Below are 20614 nucleotides of genomic sequence, written 5' to 3' on the forward strand. Positions count from 1 at the left end.
AGAAGTTCTTCTATGAAACAGAAATTACTATCCATTGTTTCTGTTGCTTCTCACATTCTATTCATTGAGAGTTCCACTTTCAGGCACGCAATCAACTGACTGCAAAATAGAATTAGAAGGCTGTACATGGTTTTTGCCGTCGCGACCTTAAACGGCTTTGGGTTTTTATCTGTCGGACACACATCGAAAGTACTCATAAAAAAAGATTGCCTCCTGCTGTGAAAATATCAGGAGGCAATCTTTTTTATTTCGAGCCATACAGCTGCTCGAGCTCTTCTTCTTTCATCGTGAAGCGGTGCTGCTCTTTCGGGAACGCGCCGCTTTTCACTTCTTCGACGTATTGGCTGAGCCCTTGTTGCATGGTCTCGCCTGCTTCTGCGTAAGACTGGACGAATTTCGGCAAATGGTGCGAGCCGTATTTGACGGTGTCGTGGTAAACGAGCACTTGCCCGTCGGTTTCGCTGCCGGCGCCGATGCCGATGACCGGGATCTTCAGTTCTTGTGTCACTTGTTCGGCCAATTGATGCGGGATGCATTCAAGTACGAGCATGCAGGCGCCTGCCGCTTCGCACGCTTTGGCGTCTTCGATCAATTTCTTGGCGGCGCTTGCAGTTTTGCCTTGCACTTTATAGCCACCGAGGACAGCGGCGGATTGGGGCAATAAGCCGAGATGGGCGACGATTGGAATACCCGCCCCGACGAGCTTACGCGTTACTTCGAGCACTTCCCCTGCACCTTCAAGTTTCAAAGCTTGTGCGTTTGTTTCTTGGAAAATTCGCATGGCATTTTCAAGCGTACGGTCCCAGCTTCCATGGAACGAGCCGAACGGCATATCAACGACGAGAAAGGTATCCGTCGCTCCTCTTCGCGCTGCTTTTCCGTGATGGACCATGTCTTCGACAGTCACTTTGACGGTCGAATCGTAGCCGAGTACGACCATGCCGAGCGAGTCGCCGACTAGCAGCACGTCCACGCCTGCTGCTTGGGCAATCTTAGCGGACGGGTAATCGTAAGCCGTCAGCATCGCGATTTTATCCCCTTGTTTTTTCATTTTGATTAATGAAGCTGTATTTTCCATTGTTTTCTCCTTCCGGGAAGGAAACCTTTGAAAAAAGCCCGCCGCAAAAAATCGCGGACGGACAGAATTGGATTGTGTCGGTTTCTCCGTCCCTGTCATGTTCAGATCAAGGCAGATCTATTGAGTTGTAAAGCTTTCTTACAGGTGCAGTTCCTTGCAGATACCGCCCTATTTTTACTATAGCAGATGCAAAGACTAGCTGAAAGTCAGTCATCTTTTGTCATCACCTGGAATGCGGCTTGGGCGGTTTGGAACTCCCCGACTTTCACGAATCCAAATTTTTCGTACAAACGGATCGCGCGTGCATTGAACTGGGCGACGGTCAGGCGCAGGGGATATCCGGGATGGCGCTCGTTGATTTCATTGAGCAGAAAATCTAGAAACGCAGCTCCCCGGCCCGCTCCGGTTTTGTCCGGCTTCATGCCGAGCCCGATATCGACAGGGCCCACCGAATAAGCGTTCGCTTCATGGCCAGCTGGCACTTGCGCTCCCTTGCCCGTGCAATAAAAGCCGAATAATTCATCACTTTCCGTCACCATAAGGTAGCTGCCATTCATTAGTTCATTCAAACTTTCCGCTGTCGCTTGTCCGTTATAGAAATCGTATGGATGCGGATAGCGCCAGGAGAGAATCTCACGCGCACCCGTTTCTGTCATCGCGTGTTTTTTAAAGTTCACCGTGCGTCGCCGCTTTGGCCAGGACGGCGGTTTTCAGGTTTTTTCAGCCAGTGGCGCAAGCCTTTGCCGGCATAAGGTTCATCGTCAAAGCGCGGGATGACGTGAAGATGGCTATGGCCGATTGATTGATTCGACGCTTCGCCAACATTCCAGCCAAGCGTATAGCCGCCCGGGGCTAATTGATCGAGTAAAGGTTTGGCCATCACTAACAGTTCTTGTGTTTCCTGCCATTCTGTTTGCGTCAGCTCAAACGGTGACATGCGATGCTGTTTTGGGACAATGACACCCGACCCTTCAAGCACATTTTGCGCTTTTTCATGCTGCAAAAACCAGCAAGCTTCAGTTTCGAACACGATGCGTTGATCCGCGTCATAAACCGGGTGACAAAAAGGGCATTCCGGCCGCACTTGGATCACGGCGCCACAATGGGAATGGGCATTGAACTCGCAAATTGCAATATTGGATAAGGCCGCTTTAAGCTCATCAAACACGAGATACGCTTCGTCCCCATCCCAGACGTTTTCGTATTCATTCTGGCAAGCTAGGCGGTCATCTGCCGTGCGAAAAGCGATATCACCAATCCATAGCGAGCCGCCCGGTGCCAGCCTTTTCAGCAATTGCTTGAGAAAGCTCCATTTTTCAGCGTCTTCCAAATGATGAAGCGCGTAGGTACTGACGATGCAGTCAAAATAAAGCCCGTCAAAAGCAGGCGGCAAGCCATTCGCCATATCCCATTCCACCAGCTGCGCTTCTGGCATTTTCTTCTCGGCACGCTCGATCATTTCAGAAGAAAAATCGATGCCATAAATGCGATGTCCTTTTTCATATAAAGCAGACGCCAATGCACCGGTCCCAAAACCGATGTCTAAAACCGTAGCTTGTTGTTTATGGTCAACGCCTTCAAATATCTCTGTTAACACATCACCGTAGCCAGCAAACGGATACGTCCCTTGACGTTCGCTTTCACGAACTGTCTCGTCGTATTCCGCTGCCCATTCGTTGAATCCTTGTTTTCCTAACATCTTGCCGCTTCCCTTCTAGTCCTCATTTCTTTCTTGCTGCGGTCTCCATTCCGGGGCCAATAGCGAAAAAACCAGTGCATCGTGCGACTCGCCTCGTTGATGCAAATAGCCACGCAGCCGCCCTTCTTCCTTAAAGCCTAGTTTAGTCAATAACCGGTTCGAGCCCATATTGGCCGGGTAAGTCGTCGCACCCACCCGGTAAAGTCCCAGCTCGTTGAAAGCATAGTCCAGGACAGCTGAGAGCGCTTCTTCCATCAGCCCTTTGCGCCAATAATCTGGATGCAGCTCGTACCCGACTTCGGTTTTTTTCGAGCGCAGCTGAAGTTGATTAAATCCGATGGTTCCGATCAATTCCTCTTCCCCGCGCAACCGGATGCCCCAGCGCATGCCGCGCCTAAATTCAAACACGACGCGAAAAGCGCGGATCATTTCGAGCGCTTCTTCTTTTTCCAATAATCGGTCCATGCCGTAATAATACGTGACGTCTTCACGCTGCAACAACGCGAAAAAGCGGTCAGTGTCTTGTTCTGTAATTTCCGTCAGCAATAACCGCTCTGTCTCAAGTATAGGAAATTGCATGCCATCGCTCCTTTTGTACCCGGTAAATGAGTACGGTTTGTCCATTTCGTAAAATCGGTTCGCCGCATGCCATGCCGAGTGATTCGGCTACTCTTCTGGAAGCTTGGTTTGCCGGTTGAATAAGGGAAATAAGCGCCTGTTGCCCGTGCTTCGCAAATCCTCGTCCACATAGCAGCCTGGCCGCTTCACTAGCATAGCCAAAGCCCCAAAATTCCGGGGCGAGCCAGTAGCCGACTTCGAGTTCGTTTTGGCCACCTACGACTTGCGGCACCAATCCGGCATGACCAATTCGCTTGCCGTCTTCTTTCCGAATCAACAACAATAAGCCGTATTCAGGATGATCCTGGTACATGCGGTAGACCCAATAGAGAAACTCCAATGCCTGCTGGCGGCTTTTCACTTGGCCGTTCCCGATATGCCTCATGACTTCCTGCTGTCTCACTAAAGAATAGAGAAATTCAAAATCCTCATCCCGGTAACGGCGCAACAGCAAGCGCTCGCTCTCCAATTCCATCTCCACTTGCCCCTCTCCGCCGTTTCACGTGAAACATTTTTCTGACAACTTTCATTAGCGAAGCCGATTGCTGTCCAGTTTTTCAATCGTTTGATAGTCCTTAGACTTCCAAAGTTCGAGATCGTTGCGCTCAGCAAATTGCGATAAATCCCCAAACAATCCGTCGCCGAATAAAGCGAAGCGCAAATTGACGCCTTTTTTCACACGGACTACTGCCACTTTCGAAGCCCAATTGCTGCGCTTGAACTCAATTCGGTGAATCTCCTCTATATATACTGTTTTATAGTAAAGCGGCGCGCTCCATAATTCGACTCGGTAAACGATATTGCTGCCCCGGACCTTGACGAGCACTTTGATAAATAGCCCAAGAACAATGAGGGCCGAGACGAATAGTTGGATATACAATGCGAAGCCATTCGGAAACGAGTTCAAGAGCAGCGGCGGTAAATTGACCGCCATTAACATGATGATAAGCAGCCAGCGCTGTACTTTTCCTTGGTGGACCATAGCGCTCTCCCCCTTCTTCCAAGCTTCCTTCAATCCAATCCATCAAAAAGAACATCAATGAAGTTGGGTAAAAAAATATATCCACTTATGAAAACGATGATGAGCGCAATCGGGAATTGCATTAACGTGAATTTATAATCGTTCGGGTTATCGGAATGCTTTTTTTCCATATAAGCGGTATAGGTGTCCTGGAGCAATCCCATAACCACCAGTGCCATGAACGGAACAAACGGCCCGTCCTCATAAAACAAAAAAAAGACAATGAGAAAAATTGCTGCACCGCCCCAGCGGAAATAGGCATCTCCTTTTTGATGTTGGCTGTTCACGTAATTCGATGACGGGGCAAAAAACTTTTTACGCCGGACACCCAAAATTTTTCTCAGGACCCAATTCACCAAAAATACGATCAACCCGACAATCACGATAAAACCAAGAATTCCCCACATCTCACCTGTTTGCATCCCAGAATAATCTGGGCCATACATTCGGTTCACGCCATCCATGTCTATCCCTCACTTTGCTCAAATCAATTTGAAAATATCGATGATAATTCGTCCATAAATAGATTGAATATGTCAGGCGTAAATGTCACAGCGCAAGTAAGGAAAATAACGATCGAAACGGGATATTCCAGTAAAGTAAATTTATAATCATTTGGATTTTCAGCGTGTTTTTTCTCCAGAAAGGCTTTGAACAACTCTTGAGGCGCGCTTAGTAAAAATGTAAAAAGGACAAAATAAATAGAGCCTTGTTCAAAACCAAAAACGAGTAGAAACACGATGTATAGCGCTACACTTCCATATCGGAAATAACGTTCCACTTTTTCATGGAACTCATTGACGAAATATCCGTCAGACGAAAACCATTTCTTTCGCTCCACGCCTAGAATTTTTCGCAATATCCAGTTGATACAGAAAATAGCAAGCCATGAGACAACAAAAAATGCCGGCAAGCCCAGCATCCATTCAAACGGCGACGTGAAATAAGCCGTTTCCTCCATGCCACATCCCCCTATCCATCGGCTAATCCAAAGCTCAACTCAGTTGTTTGATAAACACGTCTATCATTTCCGGAAAAAAAGCCCCTGCACAACTGATCAGGATGACCATCGAAGCGGGATAATGCAATAGCGTATATTTGTAAGCATTGGGGTTATTGGCATGCTTTTTTTCCATATAAGCATTAAATAGCTCTTGAATCCCACCGATTAAGATCGTCAATACCATGAAGTACAATGCCCCTTTTTGAAAACCAAAAACGGCGAGCGTGGTGAGATAGAGGGCAAGGTTTCCCCACCTAAAGTAATTGTTTACTTTTTCGTGGAAGCTGTTGACGAAATTTGAAGAAGGCGAAAACCATTTTTTTCGTTCAACTCCTAAAATCCTTCTTAATAGCCAGCCAAATCCTGCGATGGCCAAAACCGCCGCGCCAATAAAACCGGCTATCTCCCACACCCAATTATAATCTGTTTCGTAATAGCTCACTGTTCTCCCCTCCCCATTCCTGATCGTTTATGCTCAGATTTCTTCTATATAACTATCCTATCACGAGGTTTTGGGAAATTATAGAATATTTTAAACTTTTCTGACTACCATCATTTTATTAGGTGTTTTTTTCGCCTTTCTCGCTTTATAATTTTCCCGAGTTCGCTTCTTTGACAAAACAATAGGCATAGGCTATCGTAATTAAGTCAAATCCGACTAAGTTTATATGTTTTTTAAAAATAAAAGAAAATAAAGGAGGCGCTTATGAAAGCTCTTTGGAAATCTTACGCAAATGTATCGCTTATCTTGAAAATTACCATTGCACTCATCCTCGGCGTGATCGTCGGCTTGATCTTTGGGCCAGATGCGGCCGTTTTGGCCCCACTCGGAGATCTGCTATTGCGGCTTCTAACTTTCCTCATCGTGCCGCTGATTTTCTTCACTTTGATCGTTGGGATCAACCAATCGAAAATCGGGGATCTTGGCCGAATGGGCGGGAAAGTCTTCTTGTTCTATGTATTGAGTTCGGCATTCGCCATTGTGGTCGGCTTAACAGTCGCAAGCATTTTCCAGCCGGGTTCGGGCATGCAGCTCGACGGTTCGGAAACTTTTGATGTACCGGACAATCCTGGATTTACAAGTGTTCTATTAAACATTGTGCCATCGAATATCATTTCGGCATTTAGTGACATGAACTTGCTCGGGATCATCTTTACAGCGTTTGCGTTTGGTATCGCCATCTCTTACATGAGAAGTTCTGAAGAATTCGGCGAACTTGGCAAGCATTTAATGAAAACGATCACCGCGTTGAACGAAGCGACCTTGATCATCTTGAAAGTCATCTTGCAATACGTACCGATCGGGATTTTTGCCATCATGGCAAAAACAGTAGGTGCACAAGGGCTAGATACGCTCGGATCACTGCTCGGCATGGTCGCTGTCTTGTACATCGCCATTGCCGTACAAATTGCGCTTTATATCGTTGCGATGCTGGTGTTCAAAGTTAGCCCACTGGCTTTCTTCAAGCAAGCACGCACGCCGATGCTGACGGCTTTTGTCACACAAAGCAGCTCCGGCACCTTGCCGTTGACACTTGATGCAGCGCGCGGCCTCGGCATTTCGAAAAGCTTGTACGGCTTCAGTTTGCCGCTCGGCGCGACGATCAATATGGACGGAGCGGCTATCCGCATCGCGGTCTCCGCGATTTTTGCCGCCAATATCATCGGCGACCCGCTCAGCTTATCGGAAATGCTGCTAGTCGTTTTGATCGGGACACTTGCTACCATCGGAACTGCGGGCATTCCAGGCGCTGGCATCGTCATGATCGCCACTGTCTTTGTCCAGCTCGGGTTGCCGATGGAAGCCGTTGCCCTCTTGACTGCCATCGATGCACTTGTTGGCATGGGCGCCACCATGCTCAATGTGACAGGCGATTTGGCGGGATCAAAATTGATCGACCAAAGCGAGAAAAAACGTGGAGCCACCAAAGCTTAACACGACTCGCTGCGGACAAAGTACAAGGCTCTGTGATACAGTGGGAGTATCTCGTATCCCACTGAAAAAGGAGACATACAGTTATGTATATCGTGACCAATCGCATCAAAATGAAACCGGGATTTGCTGAAAAAATGGCACCCAACTTCACCCGCCCAGGCGCATTGCAGGAAATGGAAGGCTTTCATAAAGTCGAAGTGACCGTTACTCAGGACCTGGAAGAATACGATGAACTGAACGTCAATATGTACTGGGAAACCTTAGAGAATTATGAAGCCTGGAAATCCAGCGATGTCTTCAAGCAAGCCCATAAACGTCCGGAACCGGCTGAAGGCGAAGAGAAAAAAGAATCGCCGATGCTTGGCAGCCAGCTCGTCATCACGAAAGTCGCTTCGGTTATTGAAGCTACTAAATAAGTTAAACAAAGCTAATCCACCAAAACAGCCGGCAATGCCGGCTGTTTTTCAGGTTATCGAGAAAGATGAAAAGTCGTATTTTCCGAAGCTTATCGCACGACTCCGTGGGCTCGCGCCCAAGCCTCCTCAGTCGCTTTGCGCCTTGCGGGGTCTCGGTCGTCTCGCTTTACCACTGGAGTCGAGCGAACGCTTCTCCAAATACTTAGAGAGATCAATAATTGTTGGATATAGAAAAAGGTGTACTATCTCCTAATTGATAGTGAACCATAGACTTCTTCAGCACTCTGCAAAAACAGCCGGCAAATGCTGGCTGTTTTTATTTTGTCATTTTCCGCTAATAGTGTTTAATGGCGCATATTTTTCTGTTTCTATTGGCTACTAAGAGTCAGATTTCTCCCGACGGCTACTAAGTATTTATAGGACAATTATATTTCTTTTTCCTTTTTTCACCTTTCAAAAAGGACTTTTGATATACTATTTATTATTAGAAAATTACCTATTTTGAAAGGGAACCATATGAAATCATTATCGCTTAGGAATTACTGGGGTCTGATATTTGCCATTTTCATTTTGTTGTTCGCCGCCGTCCTCAGCATTCTCGTCTCGGAAATCAGTACAAACCGATTGGAAGAAGAACGTGGAAATTCATTATCAAGTATCGCCTTTCAAATGAAAGACCGTTTAGATCAGTATATGTGGGGCCGTTATAGTGAAATCAAGACTTTTGGGGAAATCGAGGAGCTTGAACTCGCAGCCACCGAGGAACAAAAGCGTGCGAAGCTTGATATGCTGCAAGAACAAGTACCGGCATTTTCGTGGATCGGCATGACTGATGCATCGGGCTTCGTTACTGCCTCTACTGATGAGTTATTAGAAGGCATGGACCTTTCCGACCGGCCTATTTATACGCAGGCCCGCAAAACCGATTTTGTCGGCGATGTCCACGAAGCGCTGCTTTTAGCAGAGCTTTTGCCAAATCCAAGTGGGCGTGAGCTCGAGTTTGTCGATATTAGTGTGCCCATCATCCATTCTGACGGCTCATTCGCTGGAGTAGTCGCTGCTCATTTGAGTTGGGAATGGGCAGAGGAAGTCATGCAGTATGTATTGCGCCCGCTGAATCGCCAAGAAAATGAGTTAGAGGTCTTCGTCTTGAGTCCGGGTACCCAGCGCGTCATCCTCGGCCCGGAAGAATTTCTTGGCAAGCCGCTTCCGATTGAGTCCGCCTCTTTGTCGAGTGGAAAAACGGGTTGGGTACTGGAGGAATGGCCGAACGGTGAATCCTATCTTACGGGGTTTGCCGGCGGCCGGACCAATTGGGATTATCCTGAGCTGCGATGGACGGTTCTGGTACGCCAGCCGGAAGAAGCCGCTTTTGCCGCTGCCCGCGATTTAAGCCACATCATCATGTGGAGCGGCCTGGCAAGCGCTATTCTTTTTGCCTTGGCTGGCTGGTTTGTTGCCGGTAGAATTTCTCGACCACTGAAGGAAATCTCCCGAAAAGCGAAAGCCTTCCGCAAAGGCGAGCAATTGGAGTTGCCGAAAAACACGGGCGTGCGCGAAATCGAGGATCTGTCCTATTCACTGGAAAGCTTGGTCAAGACACTCGGCACTGCCGAATCCGATTTAGTGCGCATGCAAGATTTGGCACAGCGTGATCCACTGACTGGTTTGCCAAACCGTATCGCACTTGAAGAAGCCGCTGATCGAATGATGAAACGAGCGCGTACGGATAAAGAACCACTAGCCTTTTTCTATTTGGATCTGGACGGCTTCAAAAAAGCCAACGATACCTTAGGGCATTTAGCGGGCGATCACGTGCTCCAGAAAGTAGCTGAACGATTGATGGCTGAATTGCCTGAAGGGGCATTTATCGCACGCATTGGCGGAGATGAATTTGTCTTATTGTTCCCTTGTGATGGGCTTGGCGAATTGCCGACTAAGCAATTGGCACAGCGTTTGATCGACCGGCTGAGCAAGCCGATCACCGTGGATGCTGGCCAAGTGCAACTCGGCTGCAGCATCGGCATTGCCATTTACCCGGACAATGCCGAAAATCTTTATACCTTATTGTCTTACGCTGATGCAGCGCTTTATGTGTCGAAGGAAAACGGCAGAAGCCAAACTACGTTTTACAGGGACATTGTTTCGGAATAAGCCTCTAGTTACTTAACCAATACCCATATGAATTCAGAAGCGCTGCCTCTTAAGGCAGCGCTTTTCAAGTACCGTATATTGGACGGCACGCCAGGGGTCTGCTACGGTTAATAATGGTTAAAGCCAAAGATCTATTATTTACAGCGCTGTTATCGTGCTTCGAAGGAGTCTTTCATTTGAGTAACAACAAACCTAAATTATGGACGCGGGATTTTATTGGCGTTTCCGTCGTCCATTTTCTACTACTGCTCGTTTTTTATTTATTGATCGTTACGATCGCTTTATACGCTGTCGAAGAGTACGGTGCTTCGACTAGTGAAGCCGGCCTCGTCACCGGTATTTTCATCTTAGGGGCGCTGACCGGACGCTTGGTCATCGGACGCACACTCGATATAATCGGGCGCAAACGCGCGTTGGTGCTCGGGTCTGCTTTATTTGTCGGCATGACTGCGCTATACTTCTTGCCGCTTGGGTTGCCTTTCTTGATGCTGAATCGCTTTTTGCACGGCGTCACGCTCGGAATCGCGAGCACCGCCGCCGGAACGATTGCCGCGCAAGTCATTCCCCATACGCGTAAAGGCGAAGGCATTGGCTATTTCAGCATGAGTGCGACGCTCGGGGCTGCTTTTGGGCCATTTATCGGCTTGTTGATGAGCCAATGGACTGGCTATAATGCTATTTTCGCGGCTTGTGTCGCGATCGCTGTCTCTGCACTGGCATTGAGCCTTTTCATCAAAGTGCCAGTGCTGGAAAAACCGCCGGCGGGAGAAACAAAATCTGGGTTTCAGCTGTCCAATTATTTGGAAGCGAATGCGGTGCCAATTGCCATCGTCATGTTTTTGATCGCGCTGAGTTATTCGAGCGTCTTGTCCTTCATCAATTTTTACGCCAATGATAAGGGCCTAGTTGAAGCAGCGAGCTTCTTCTTCCTGGTTTATGCAGTGGTGATCTTGCTGACACGCCCATTCACGGGCCGCATCATGGATTTATACGGCGCCAATTACATCATGTATCCCGCGCTTGTATCACTTGCAGGCGGCTTATTGCTGCTGAGTATTGCTGATTCGAGCATGGGTCTGTTGTTTGCGGGTGCTTTGATTGGGCTTGGGTTCGGTAATATGCAATCGACGACGCAAGCGGTCGCGATTAAATTAACCCCTCCCCACCGGATGGGACTTGCAACTTCGACTTTCTTTGTCGCAATGGACGGCGGGCTCGGCATGGGGCCGTATATTCTCGGCTTCATCATTCCCTTCACCGGCTATAGCGCACTTTATGGCATACTAGGCATCGCTGTATTAGCGTTGATCGTGCCGTATTACTTCCTTCACGGAAAAAAAGAACGCAAGACAGCATCTGCCTATTGAATGGATGCAATATAAAAGAACGGCCGACAAATCATGTCGGCCGTTCTTTATGTTCGCTTATTCTTCCTCTTCTGCTGCGTCCGCTTCCGCTTTTGTTTCATGCACGGTGCTGTGCGGATGTTCTGGCGGCGCGTAGATGGAATAGATTTTCAAGGGCTTATCGCCTGTATTGGTGACATTATGCCATTTTCCTGCGGGGATCAGGATGGCGTAATCGTCTTCCGCTTTTTCTTCGAAGCTTAAATTGTCTTCACTGTCACCCATTTGCACAAGGCCTTGTCCATCTTCAACACGAAGGAATTGGTCTCCGTGTTCGTGGACCTCAAGTCCGATGTCATCACCAGGGGCGATGCTCATCAAGGTAACCTGCAAGTTTTTCCCGGTCCAAAGCGCGGTCCGGAACGTCTCGTTTTGTTTTGTGGCCTCTTCGATATTGACGACCAATGATTCGGCGCCATAGTCTTTCAATTCCATATGTGTTTCCTCCTCCGATTTGTTGTTCTGCTCTTCTCTACCCTGGGAAAAGCGTACATAAACAAATCGCTCAGCGCATCGCTTGTTGTTTCAGCGCCTGGTTGCGGGAGTTGAACACATCGTTATGAGAAGACACCATGGCAATATTGGCCGCATCTGGCTCGATGAACTTCTTCGCTTTATTGACGGCATTGGCGGCATCGGTGAAGGTGCCGGCGATCAAATTAAGCTTGCCGTCGTGCTGAAGAATATCACCCGCTGCAAACACTCCCGCTACGGAAGTTTCGCTTGCCGGGGTGCCCAGCAAATAGAAATCGTCTTTTGTTTCCAAGTCGAGCGGGCTGTTTTCAAGTAAACTTGCATCACGTTCATAGCCGTGGTTGATGACGAGCTGGTCGACCGGCAGCATGCACCGTTCACCTGTCACTTGGTTCATCACTTCCACCAGTTCGACGCGGTCGCCAACATCGGATGCCACAAGCCGCGTAATAGCGGAATCTAACAGGCATTCAGCGCGGCCTTCAAGCAATTGGCGCACTTGCGCTTCATGCCCAGCCATTTCGGATTTACGGTGGACGACATAGACTTTTTCAGCGATCGGCTCGAGCTCATTGGCCCAGTCGACTGCCGAATTGCCGCCACCTGAAATAAGCACCGTACTGCCGCGAAAACGCTCGAGTGTTTTCACGGTGTAATTGAGGTTGGCCACTTCGAAACGTTCGGCTCCTTCGATTTGCAGCTTCTGCGGTTTCAAGATGCCGCCACCGACTGCAACGATGACCGATTTCGAATAATGGATTTCACCCGATGCCCCTGACAGCACGAACAAGCCGTCTTCGTTCTTATTCATGCTTTCCACTTTCTCATCCAAGCACACCGTCGGATCGAACGTGAGCCCTTGTTCGACCAATTGTGTGATCAGCTGTTCGCAGCGAATCGGCGTCTGTCCCCCGACGTCCCAAATCATTTTTTCCGGATAGACATGAAGTTTGCCGCCAAGGCGCGGCTGAAACTCGATAATTTTTGTTTTCATGCCCCGAAGTCCGCTGTAAAAAGCTGAATACAAGCCGGCGGGACCTCCCCCGATGATGGTAACGTCAAAGATATCGTGATTGGCCATTTTTTACATCCCCGTTCTATAATAAATTCCGATTGACAACGATTCTCAATAACTTTATAGTATACATTGTAATGAAAGTGAGAATCATTATCAACAAATATCCTATTTTTATTTATTTGCTTCACGATTACGGTTTAATGATAAGGAGGGCTGTCGATGGGACGCCTTTATACAGAAAACCTGGAAGTCAGCTATGGCGAAAGGAAAATCGTCAAAGGTTTGTCCCTGTCGATTCCAGATAAACAGATTACGGCGATCATTGGGCCAAACGGATGTGGAAAATCCACTTTCCTAAAAGCGATGACTCGTGTCATTCCGCACGAAGCAGGTTCGGTCATTCTCGATGGCCAGTTAATTGCAGAAGAAAAGACCAAGCAATTGGCGAAAAAATTGGCCATCTTGCCACAATCGCCGGAAAACGCAGCTGGCTTGACCGTCGGAGAAATCGTTTCCTATGGCCGCTTCCCCTATCAAAAAGGGTTCGGGAAGTTGAGTGCTCGGGATTATGAAATGATTGATTGGGCGCTGAATGTCACCGGTACGCAATTTTTCAAATACCATCCCGTCGATGCCTTATCGGGCGGCCAGCGCCAACGCGTCTGGATCGCCATGGCCTTGGCGCAGGAAACCGAAATGATTTTCCTCGATGAGCCGACGACTTATCTAGATATGGCGCATCAACTCGAGATTTTGGAGCTTCTCCGCGAACTCAACGCCGATGAAGAACGCACCATCGTTATGGTGCTCCACGACTTAAACCATGCCGCCCGCTTTGCCGACCATATCGTCGCGATGAAAGACGGCCAAATCATCAAAGCCGGATCCCCTGAAGAAGTCATCGTTCCGGATGTCCTTCGCGAAGTGTTCCGCATCGATGCGGAAATCGGGCTTGATCCACGAACACAAAAACCGATATGCCTGACATACAATTTAATCAAAGGAGCTTAACCCGATCATGAAAAAACTAATTTTCTTATCCATCACTTTACTCTTAATGCTAGCGCTTGCTGCTTGCGGATCTTCAGAAGAAACACCAGAGGAAACGGGTGGCTCGGAAGGCGAAGCAAGCGGATCCGATACCATCCAATACGAATCAGAAACCGGAACCGTCGAAGTTCCGGCTGACCCACAACGCGTAGTAGCCTTGGCTTATGGCGGAAACGTCATGTCACTCGACGTTCCCCTTGCAGGAATCGACGCTTGGGCGATCGATAACCCGAACTACGAGCCGTATTTGGACGGTGTTGAAGTTGTATCCGAAGAAAACTTGGAAAAAATCATCGAATTGGACCCGGATTTGATCATCGGCTATTCCACACTTCAAAACATTGACAAATTGGAGCAAATCGCACCAACCGTCACTTATACTTACGGAAAAGTCGACTATTTGACGCAGCATTTGGAAATCGGCAAGCTGTTGAATAAAGAAGACGAAGCTCAAGCATATATTGACGACTTCAAAGAACGCGCTCAAGCTGCCGGCGAAGAAGTCAAAGCGGAAATCGGTGAAGATGCCACCGTTTCTGTAATTGAGAACTTTGATAAACAATTGTATGTTTTCGGAGATAACTGGGGCCGCGGCACGGAGATTTTATATCAGGAGATGGGCTTGAAGATGCCGGAGAAAGTCGAAGAAATGGCTTTAACTGACGGATTCTACGCATTGTCACAAGAAGTTCTCCCTGACTATATGGGCGATTACGTCATCTTCAGCAAAGATTCCGAACAGGACAATTCTTTCCAGGAAACAGACCTCTACCAAAACACGCCAGCTGTTAAGAACGATCAAGTATTCGAAGCGGATGCGAAGAAATTATATTTCAACGATCCGATTTCACTCGATTACCAACTTGAGTTCTTCCAGGAAAAATTCCTTGGCCAATAATTACAAAAGGGATTCTGCACAGCGGAATCCCTTTATTCTTTCTATAAAAAGGTGATGAAGCATGCGCTATAACGCCCGTTTTTCTTACATATTCGGAATCAGCCTGCTGGCACTCGTGCTGGCTTTTATTGTGTCAATGGTTTTTGGGGCGGCGGATGTCAGCCTGAAAAACTTATGGCTTGCGCTGTTTTCAAACAGCACCGGACAGCAAATTTCGATCATCCAGGAAATTCGCCTGCCGCGTGAGGTGGCCGCGATTTTTGTCGGCGCGGCACTCGCCGTGTCAGGCGCGATCATGCAAGGCATGACCCGCAACCCGCTGGCTGACCCGGGATTGCTTGGGTTGACTGCAGGCGCCAATGCCGCACTGGCTGCCACGCTCGCGTTTATTCCCGGTGCTAATTACTTCGGCATTATGATCGCTTGCTTTATCGGGGCGGCAATTGGGGCCGGGCTGGTGTTCGGTATCGGGGCATCTCGGCGCGGCGGCTTTTCACCCTTTCGCATCGTCTTGGCAGGAGCTGCCGTTTCGGCCTTTTTGACCGCCATTGCCGAAGCAATTGGCCTGTTGTTTAAAATTTCTAAAGATGTTTCCATGTGGACGGCTGGTGGCTTGATCGGCACGTCTTGGGGACAATTGCAAATCATTGTTCCCTTTATCACCATCGCTTTATTTGCGGCGCTGCTCTTATCTCGCCAGCTGGCCGTCTTGAGTTTGAGCGAAGAAGCTGCCATTGGGCTCGGCCAAAAAACCGGCCAGATCAAGGCGATGCTGTTTGTGATCGTCACCTTGCTTGCCGGCGCTGCAGTAGCTCTAGCTGGTAACTTAGCATTCATCGGATTAATGATTCCGCATATCGTTCGCGTCATTGTCGGCAGCGACTACCGCTTCATTATCCCGATGTCCGCTGTGACAGGAGCTATTTTTATGCTGCTCGCCGATTTGTTCGGACGCACGGTTAACGCCCCATTTGAAACGCCGGTCGCAGCGGTCGTTGCCATGCTCGGCTTGCCGTTCTTCTTGCTCATCGTTCGTAAAGGTGGAGGTGCGTTCACATGATCCAACAGCATTTAATCCGCAAGCAACGTATTACGATGATCTCTCTTTTCCTCATCATCGCAGCTACCGCTGTCTTGAGCCTGGGATTGGGCTATTCCACTCTCGGTTTTGAACGGATTATTCCGGTCTTGATGGGACAAGGCGATTTTAAAGAAGAATTCGTGTTGTTTTCGATTCGCATGCCCCGCCTGCTTATTACGTTCCTGGCAGGTATGGCACTTGCCTTATCAGGAGCTGTACTGCAAAGCATTACACGCAATGATTTGGCAGATCCCGGCATCATCGGCATCAATTCCGGTGCCGGTGTCGCCATCGCCATTTTCTTCTTGTTTGTCCCGGTCAATCCGGGTTCATTTGCTTTTTTGATGCCCTTTGTTGCATTTCTTGGCGCGTTTATCACCGCCATCCTGATTTATTTGTTTTCACGCAACCCTCACACGGGACTTCAGCCAGTTCGCCTCGTGCTAGTGGGAATCGGCTTTTCCATGGCCTTGTCTGGCGTCATGATTGTCTTAATCTCTTCTGCCGACCGGGAGAAAGTAGACTTTATCGCCCAATGGCTGGCGGGTTCCATTTGGGGCACGGACTGGCCGTTTATCGCGGCGCTTTTGCCTTGGCTCGTGGTCCTGATTCCTTTCGTTTTGTACAAGGCCAACCGCTTAAATATTCTGGGGCTTGGCGAATCGGCAGCTATCGGGCTCGGCATCAATATCGGCAAAGAACGCGCCGTGCTTTTGCTCGCAGCCGTCGCATTGGCAGCTGCGGCCGTGTCCGTTACCGGTAGTATCGCTTTTATCGGCTTGATGGCTCCTCATCTTGCGAAAGCACTCGTCGGGCCGCGTCATCAATTGTTTCTGCCTGTCGCCATTCTGCTAGGCGGCTGGCTATTGCTTGCAGCTGATACCATCGGGCGCAATTTGCTCGAACCATCCGGCATTCCCGCTGGCGTCATGGCCGCATTAATTGGCGCACCGTATTTTGTGTATTTATTAATGAAAAAATAAAAAAAGCTCATGCCCCCTAGTTTCGGGGCATGAGCTTTTTGCTATTTCACACCGGTTCTTGCTGCGTTTCTAATTCCATCCTTGCTTCGCGATCTTTCAGCTTTTGCATTTCCTCATCGGTCATGAATTCGACTTTCCAGCCGAGGAATGCCATAAGGATAGCGATAAGCGGCACCGAATAATTTAAAACCGCATACGGTGCATAAGCGAATGGGTGGACCGCGAGCGTCGCCAGGATGAAGACGCCACAAGTATTCCACGGAACGAAGGGCGATGTGATCGTCCCGCCGTCTTCTAAGGCACGCGACAAGTTTTTCGAATGCAAGCCTTGGTCCTGATAAGCCCGTGCGTACATCCGGCCAGGCAATAGAATCGAAATGTATTGCTCCGATGCTGTAACATTCGTCAAAAATGCAGACGCCACTGTCGCAGCGATCAGGCTGCCCGCCGTTTTTGCCAGCATCAAGATTTTGGTGACGATCGATTTCAGCATGCCCGTATGCTCCAGCACCCCGCCGAAGGTCATGGCGAAAATCGTTAAGGAAATGACGAACATCATCGAATCGATGCCGCCTCTATTGAATAAGGAATCGACGACTTCATTGCCAGAAGTGATGACATAACCGTCATGCAATGCATTGACCGCTTCTGCGACCGATCCGCCCTGTATTAGAATATGGCATAGCCAGCCGAGCACAATGCCGATACCGAGAGCAGGAAGTGCCGGTACTTTCTTCATGACAAGCACGATGACCGCAAGCGGAACCAGCAACAGCCACGGCGAAATGACGAAATTGTCCTCAAGCGATGCCAGGATCGTATTGATGTTTTCGCTATCGATCGAGTTGCCCGCAAACTGGCGCCCCAGGAAAAAGTACACGCCAAGAGCAATGATCATGCCTGGGATCGTCGTGTAGATCATATGGCGGATATGGACGAATAAATTGGTATTCGTGACTCCCGCTGCCAAGTTCGTGGTATCTGATAGCGGCGACATCTTGTCCCCAAAATAAGAACCCGAAATAACCGCTCCAGCGACCATTGCTGCCGGAATGCCCATGCTCGCGCCGATGCCCATGCCAGCGATGCCGACAGTGCCCATCGTCGACCAGGAACTGCCGATGGCTCCCGCAACCAATGCGCAGATTAAACAGATAGTAACGAGGAATAAAGAAGGCGTAATGATTTTCAAGCCATAATAAATCATCGTCGCCACAATGCCTCCGCCGATCCAGGAAGCGATGATCATGCCGACCATAATAATGATGACCAGAGCCGGGAGTGCCAGGCGGATGCCTTTATACGCCCCTTCTTCGATCATATGCCAGCGGTACCCCAACCGCCATGCAATGATAACGGCGATGGTCGTTCCAAGAAGCAGAGGAATGTGCGGGCTGCCTTCAAAAATGATGATGGTGACAGCCATCGCCGCCACCATAAAGATCAGCGGCAGTAAAGCCAGCCAAAAAGGCACTTCGATTTCCTGCTGTTTTGGACGTTTCTTTTCTTCTACCATGTTCTCGAACCCCTTTGTAAAAATGGAATGAGTGCTTGTATTTATTTTGCCACTATACTGATTTCATTGCCATATAAACTTTCAGATTAAATCGATTTTTCGGAATACGGAATAGTTCAAAGCAGGATTCTCACCGGCCCGCCCCGAAATGTAACCGTATTGCCAAAGCTTCCGGCATCCTGTAATGGAAAGGGGAAGATGAACATGGGAAAACTGATGGTTTCAATGTATGTGACACTTGATGGCGTTATGGAAGAGCCTTCATGGTCCGCAGCTTACTGGGACGATGAGCTCGCACAGTTCCAGCTAGATCAGCTTTATACCAACGACGCCCTACTGCTCGGGCGCGTCACTTATGAAGGGTTTGCTGCCACTTGGCCGACCGCTGAAGACGAGCACGGCTTTGCGGATCGGATGAACGAAATCCCCAAATATGTAGTATCGCATACCTTGAAGCGGACCGAGTGGAACGCGCGCTTGATCAACCACGATTTCGTTGAAGAAATCAAAAGGCTGAAGAAAACCGGTCAGCGCTTGCTCGTCTATGGCAGTGCAGAACTCATCGATACCTTGATCGAACATGATTTGGTCGACGAATTGCATTTGATGACCTTCCCATTGCTATTGGGCGAAGGAAAAAAACTGTTTCGTGATGGCGTATCGCCAAAAGCATTCAAGTTGCTGCACAGTTTTTCGACCGACCAAGGCGTGTTGATCGCCAATTATGCACCTGAGCGATAATGATTATATTTACTAAACAAACGAGTATGACTGTCTCCATTTTGGGGAAAGAAGAACTGAAGCCGCCTCGTACCTAAGGCCACCCCGGAAGGAGCTGCCGTCTTGCGATGACAGAAAATGAAATCACCTTAGCTTTAATCCAATCGTTAAAAGAGGGCCGAACGCAAGACTTCCAGCACATACTCGATGAGCTGCAGCCTTACGACATCGCCGTTCAATACCGCCACTTGCCAGAAAAACACCGCGAACGCTTCTTGCTTCATCTGACCGTCCGCCAATTGACTGCGCTCATGCAAGAGCTTCATCGAAACGATCAAGTCCGTTTGCTTGAGCGGATGCCAATCAGCCAATCGACCCAAGTGCTCGATTTGATGGATAATGACGATCTTGTTTCCTTATTGTCTGACCTGGAACCAACGATGATCGAAGAACTCCTATCGCGCATGGACAGCGAGGAATCTTCCTACATTCAAAAAACTATGAGTTATCCCCCAGAAACCGCTGGGCGCATCATGAATAACCGCTATGTCTGGATTCCGCGCCATTACACCATTCGTGAAGCGATTGATAAAATTCGCGATTTCGCGGAAATTGCCGAGTACTTGAACTATCTGTACGTCGTCGATGGCGACAAGAAATTGCTTGGGGTCGTTTCCTATAAAGATTTGATCCTCGGCGAACTCGATGAACAAATCGACGACGTCATGTACACGCGTGTTGTTAAGGTCGATGCCTTAACCGACCAGGAAGAAGCGGCCGACATTATTGGCCGCTACGACTTTATCACTTTGCCAGTTGTAGATACGGAAAACCGGCTGCTCGGCATCATTACCGTCGATGATGTCATTGATGTTGTGCTGCAAGAAGCGAATGAAGACATCGAAAAGCTTTCCGCATCCGGTAAATCCATCGATTTTGAGACGCCGCCGTTTGTCGCGGCCTATCGGCGTTTGCCTTGGCTGATTTTACTGTTGTTCATCGGACTCATCTCCGGTGGCATCATCAGCCGCTTTGAAAGCACCTTACAGACGGTTGTCGCTTTGACGTTCTTCATGCCAATGATTGCCGGCATGACCGGGAACACCGGCACTCAGTCGCTTGCCGTCGTCGTACGCGGCCTAGTCGGTCAAAAGCCAGACAAAAAAGCCACGATCAAACTCATTTTGCGGGAGTTATTGGTCGGCATCATCATCGGTGTCACCTGCGCCCTGTTGATTATGCTCATTGCGTATATCTGGCAAGGCAGTATAGTACTAGGGCTTGTCGTCGGCAGTTCGTTGCTATTGACCTTAATCATCGGGACACTAGCGGGCACCATCATTCCGCTGACCCTATACCGCTTGAAAATAGATCCGGCAGTTGCATCTGGACCGTTGATCACCACCATCAACGATATTTTCTCCCTACTCATCTATTTCGGACTCGCCTCGCTGTTCATCTCTCGTTTGATGTGAACAGCTTTTTTTGAGCTATTTTCTTTATCCCTAGTAAACAACTATGTATAATAAAGAAAAAAGCTTGG

Annotated in this window: 21 protein-coding genes and 1 pseudogene; 10 read left to right on the plus strand and 12 right to left on the minus strand. The window is 48.7% G+C overall.

The genetic code is table 11. The annotated features are described in order from the left end of the window. Positions 1–244: 244 nt before the first annotated feature. From panB to BBI11_RS15620, 9 genes are all read right to left on the minus strand, one after another. Entirely contained in the window at positions 245–1078 is an 834-nt protein-coding gene (gene panB, locus BBI11_RS15580) for a 3-methyl-2-oxobutanoate hydroxymethyltransferase (RefSeq protein WP_068459273.1), read from the minus strand. Between the two features lie 206 nt (positions 1079–1284). Beyond that, positions 1285–1755, minus strand: coding sequence for a GNAT family N-acetyltransferase (locus BBI11_RS15585; RefSeq protein WP_237150294.1), 471 nt, complete (start codon positions 1753–1755; stop codon positions 1285–1287). After that, on the minus strand, positions 1752–2777 hold the full coding sequence (locus tag BBI11_RS16780) for a methyltransferase domain-containing protein (RefSeq protein WP_418312509.1): 1026 nt from the start codon (positions 2775–2777) through the stop codon (positions 1752–1754). Before BBI11_RS16780 ends, BBI11_RS15585 begins: the two co-directional genes overlap by 4 nt. A gap of 15 nt (positions 2778–2792) precedes the next feature. Further along, positions 2793–3356: a GNAT family N-acetyltransferase gene (locus tag BBI11_RS15595; protein ID WP_068459275.1), complete on the minus strand. Its 564-nt coding sequence runs from the start codon at positions 3354–3356 to the stop codon at positions 2793–2795. Continuing rightward, on the minus strand, positions 3337–3870 hold the full coding sequence (locus tag BBI11_RS15600; protein ID WP_068459277.1) for a GNAT family N-acetyltransferase: 534 nt from the start codon (positions 3868–3870) through the stop codon (positions 3337–3339). Before BBI11_RS15600 ends, BBI11_RS15595 begins: the two co-directional genes overlap by 20 nt. 54 nt (positions 3871–3924) lie before the next feature. Continuing rightward, complete coding sequence (locus tag BBI11_RS15605; protein ID WP_068459280.1) at positions 3925–4377, minus strand: hypothetical protein; 453 nt, start codon at positions 4375–4377, stop codon at positions 3925–3927. Positions 4378–4406: 29 nt separating this feature from the next. Beyond that, positions 4407–4862: a DUF4181 domain-containing protein gene (locus BBI11_RS15610; RefSeq protein ID WP_237150355.1), complete on the minus strand. Its 456-nt coding sequence runs from the start codon at positions 4860–4862 to the stop codon at positions 4407–4409. Between the two features lie 41 nt (positions 4863–4903). Then, entirely contained in the window at positions 4904–5377 is a 474-nt protein-coding gene (locus BBI11_RS15615) for a DUF4181 domain-containing protein (RefSeq protein ID WP_068459283.1), read from the minus strand. Positions 5378–5411: 34 nt separating this feature from the next. Next, a complete protein-coding gene (locus BBI11_RS15620; protein WP_068459285.1) occupies positions 5412–5861 on the minus strand; it encodes a DUF4181 domain-containing protein in 450 nt (149 codons plus the stop codon). Between the two features lie 264 nt (positions 5862–6125). On the opposite strand from BBI11_RS15620, the gene BBI11_RS15625 reads away from it, so the two are divergent. From BBI11_RS15625 to BBI11_RS15640, 4 genes are all read left to right on the plus strand, one after another. Further along, positions 6126–7355 carry a dicarboxylate/amino acid:cation symporter gene (locus BBI11_RS15625; protein WP_068459288.1) on the plus strand — a complete coding sequence of 410 codons (1230 nt, stop codon included), beginning with the start codon at positions 6126–6128 and terminating at the stop codon, positions 7353–7355. Between the two features lie 83 nt (positions 7356–7438). Beyond that, positions 7439–7771, plus strand: a complete 333-nt coding sequence (locus BBI11_RS15630) for a heme oxygenase (RefSeq protein ID WP_068459290.1) — start codon at positions 7439–7441, stop codon at positions 7769–7771. A 516-nt stretch (positions 7772–8287) separates the two neighbouring features. Continuing rightward, entirely contained in the window at positions 8288–9925 is a 1638-nt protein-coding gene (locus tag BBI11_RS15635) for a diguanylate cyclase domain-containing protein (RefSeq protein ID WP_068459291.1), read from the plus strand. Positions 9926–10101: 176 nt separating this feature from the next. After that, entirely contained in the window at positions 10102–11292 is a 1191-nt protein-coding gene (locus BBI11_RS15640) for an MFS transporter (protein ID WP_068465479.1), read from the plus strand. Between the two features lie 57 nt (positions 11293–11349). Here BBI11_RS15640 and BBI11_RS15645 read toward each other — a convergent pair. Further along, a pseudogene (locus BBI11_RS15645) lies at positions 11350–11835 on the minus strand (cupin domain-containing protein); the annotation flags it as partial. 1 nt (position 11836) lies between these two features. Beyond that, the gene (locus BBI11_RS15650; RefSeq protein WP_068459295.1) at positions 11837–12886 is read right to left on the minus strand and encodes an NAD(P)/FAD-dependent oxidoreductase; all 1050 of its coding nucleotides are present in this window, start codon (positions 12884–12886) and stop codon (positions 11837–11839) included. Positions 12887–13042: 156 nt separating this feature from the next. Between BBI11_RS15650 and BBI11_RS15655 the strand changes: the two genes are divergently transcribed. From BBI11_RS15655 to BBI11_RS15670, 4 genes are all read left to right on the plus strand, one after another. Next, positions 13043–13834, plus strand: a complete 792-nt coding sequence (locus BBI11_RS15655; RefSeq protein WP_068459297.1) for an ABC transporter ATP-binding protein — start codon at positions 13043–13045, stop codon at positions 13832–13834. 7 nt (positions 13835–13841) lie between these two features. Continuing rightward, on the plus strand, positions 13842–14771 hold the full coding sequence (locus BBI11_RS15660) for an iron-hydroxamate ABC transporter substrate-binding protein (RefSeq protein ID WP_068459299.1): 930 nt from the start codon (positions 13842–13844) through the stop codon (positions 14769–14771). Between the two features lie 61 nt (positions 14772–14832). Further along, positions 14833–15831, plus strand: a complete 999-nt coding sequence (locus BBI11_RS15665) for a FecCD family ABC transporter permease (RefSeq protein WP_082799202.1) — start codon at positions 14833–14835, stop codon at positions 15829–15831. Beyond that, positions 15828–16835, plus strand: a complete 1008-nt coding sequence (locus tag BBI11_RS15670; RefSeq protein ID WP_068459302.1) for a FecCD family ABC transporter permease — start codon at positions 15828–15830, stop codon at positions 16833–16835. The genes BBI11_RS15665 and BBI11_RS15670 overlap by 4 nt, the downstream gene beginning before the upstream one ends. A 46-nt stretch (positions 16836–16881) precedes the next feature. Here the strand turns inward: BBI11_RS15670 and nhaC are convergent, their stop codons facing one another. Next, positions 16882–18351 carry a Na+/H+ antiporter NhaC gene (gene nhaC, locus BBI11_RS15675; RefSeq protein WP_068459303.1) on the minus strand — a complete coding sequence of 490 codons (1470 nt, stop codon included), beginning with the start codon at positions 18349–18351 and terminating at the stop codon, positions 16882–16884. Positions 18352–18555: 204 nt separating this feature from the next. Here nhaC and BBI11_RS15680 point away from each other — a divergent pair, with 204 nt between their 5' ends. Next, entirely contained in the window at positions 18556–19092 is a 537-nt protein-coding gene (locus tag BBI11_RS15680; RefSeq protein WP_068459305.1) for a dihydrofolate reductase family protein, read from the plus strand. A gap of 107 nt (positions 19093–19199) precedes the next feature. Beyond that, positions 19200–20546, plus strand: coding sequence for a magnesium transporter (gene mgtE, locus BBI11_RS15685; protein WP_068459307.1), 1347 nt, complete (start codon positions 19200–19202; stop codon positions 20544–20546). Positions 20547–20614 lie beyond the last annotated feature (68 nt).

It is taken from the genome of Planococcus maritimus (assembly GCF_001687625.2).
GTDB lineage: Bacteria > Bacillota > Bacilli > Bacillales_A > Planococcaceae > Planococcus > Planococcus maritimus.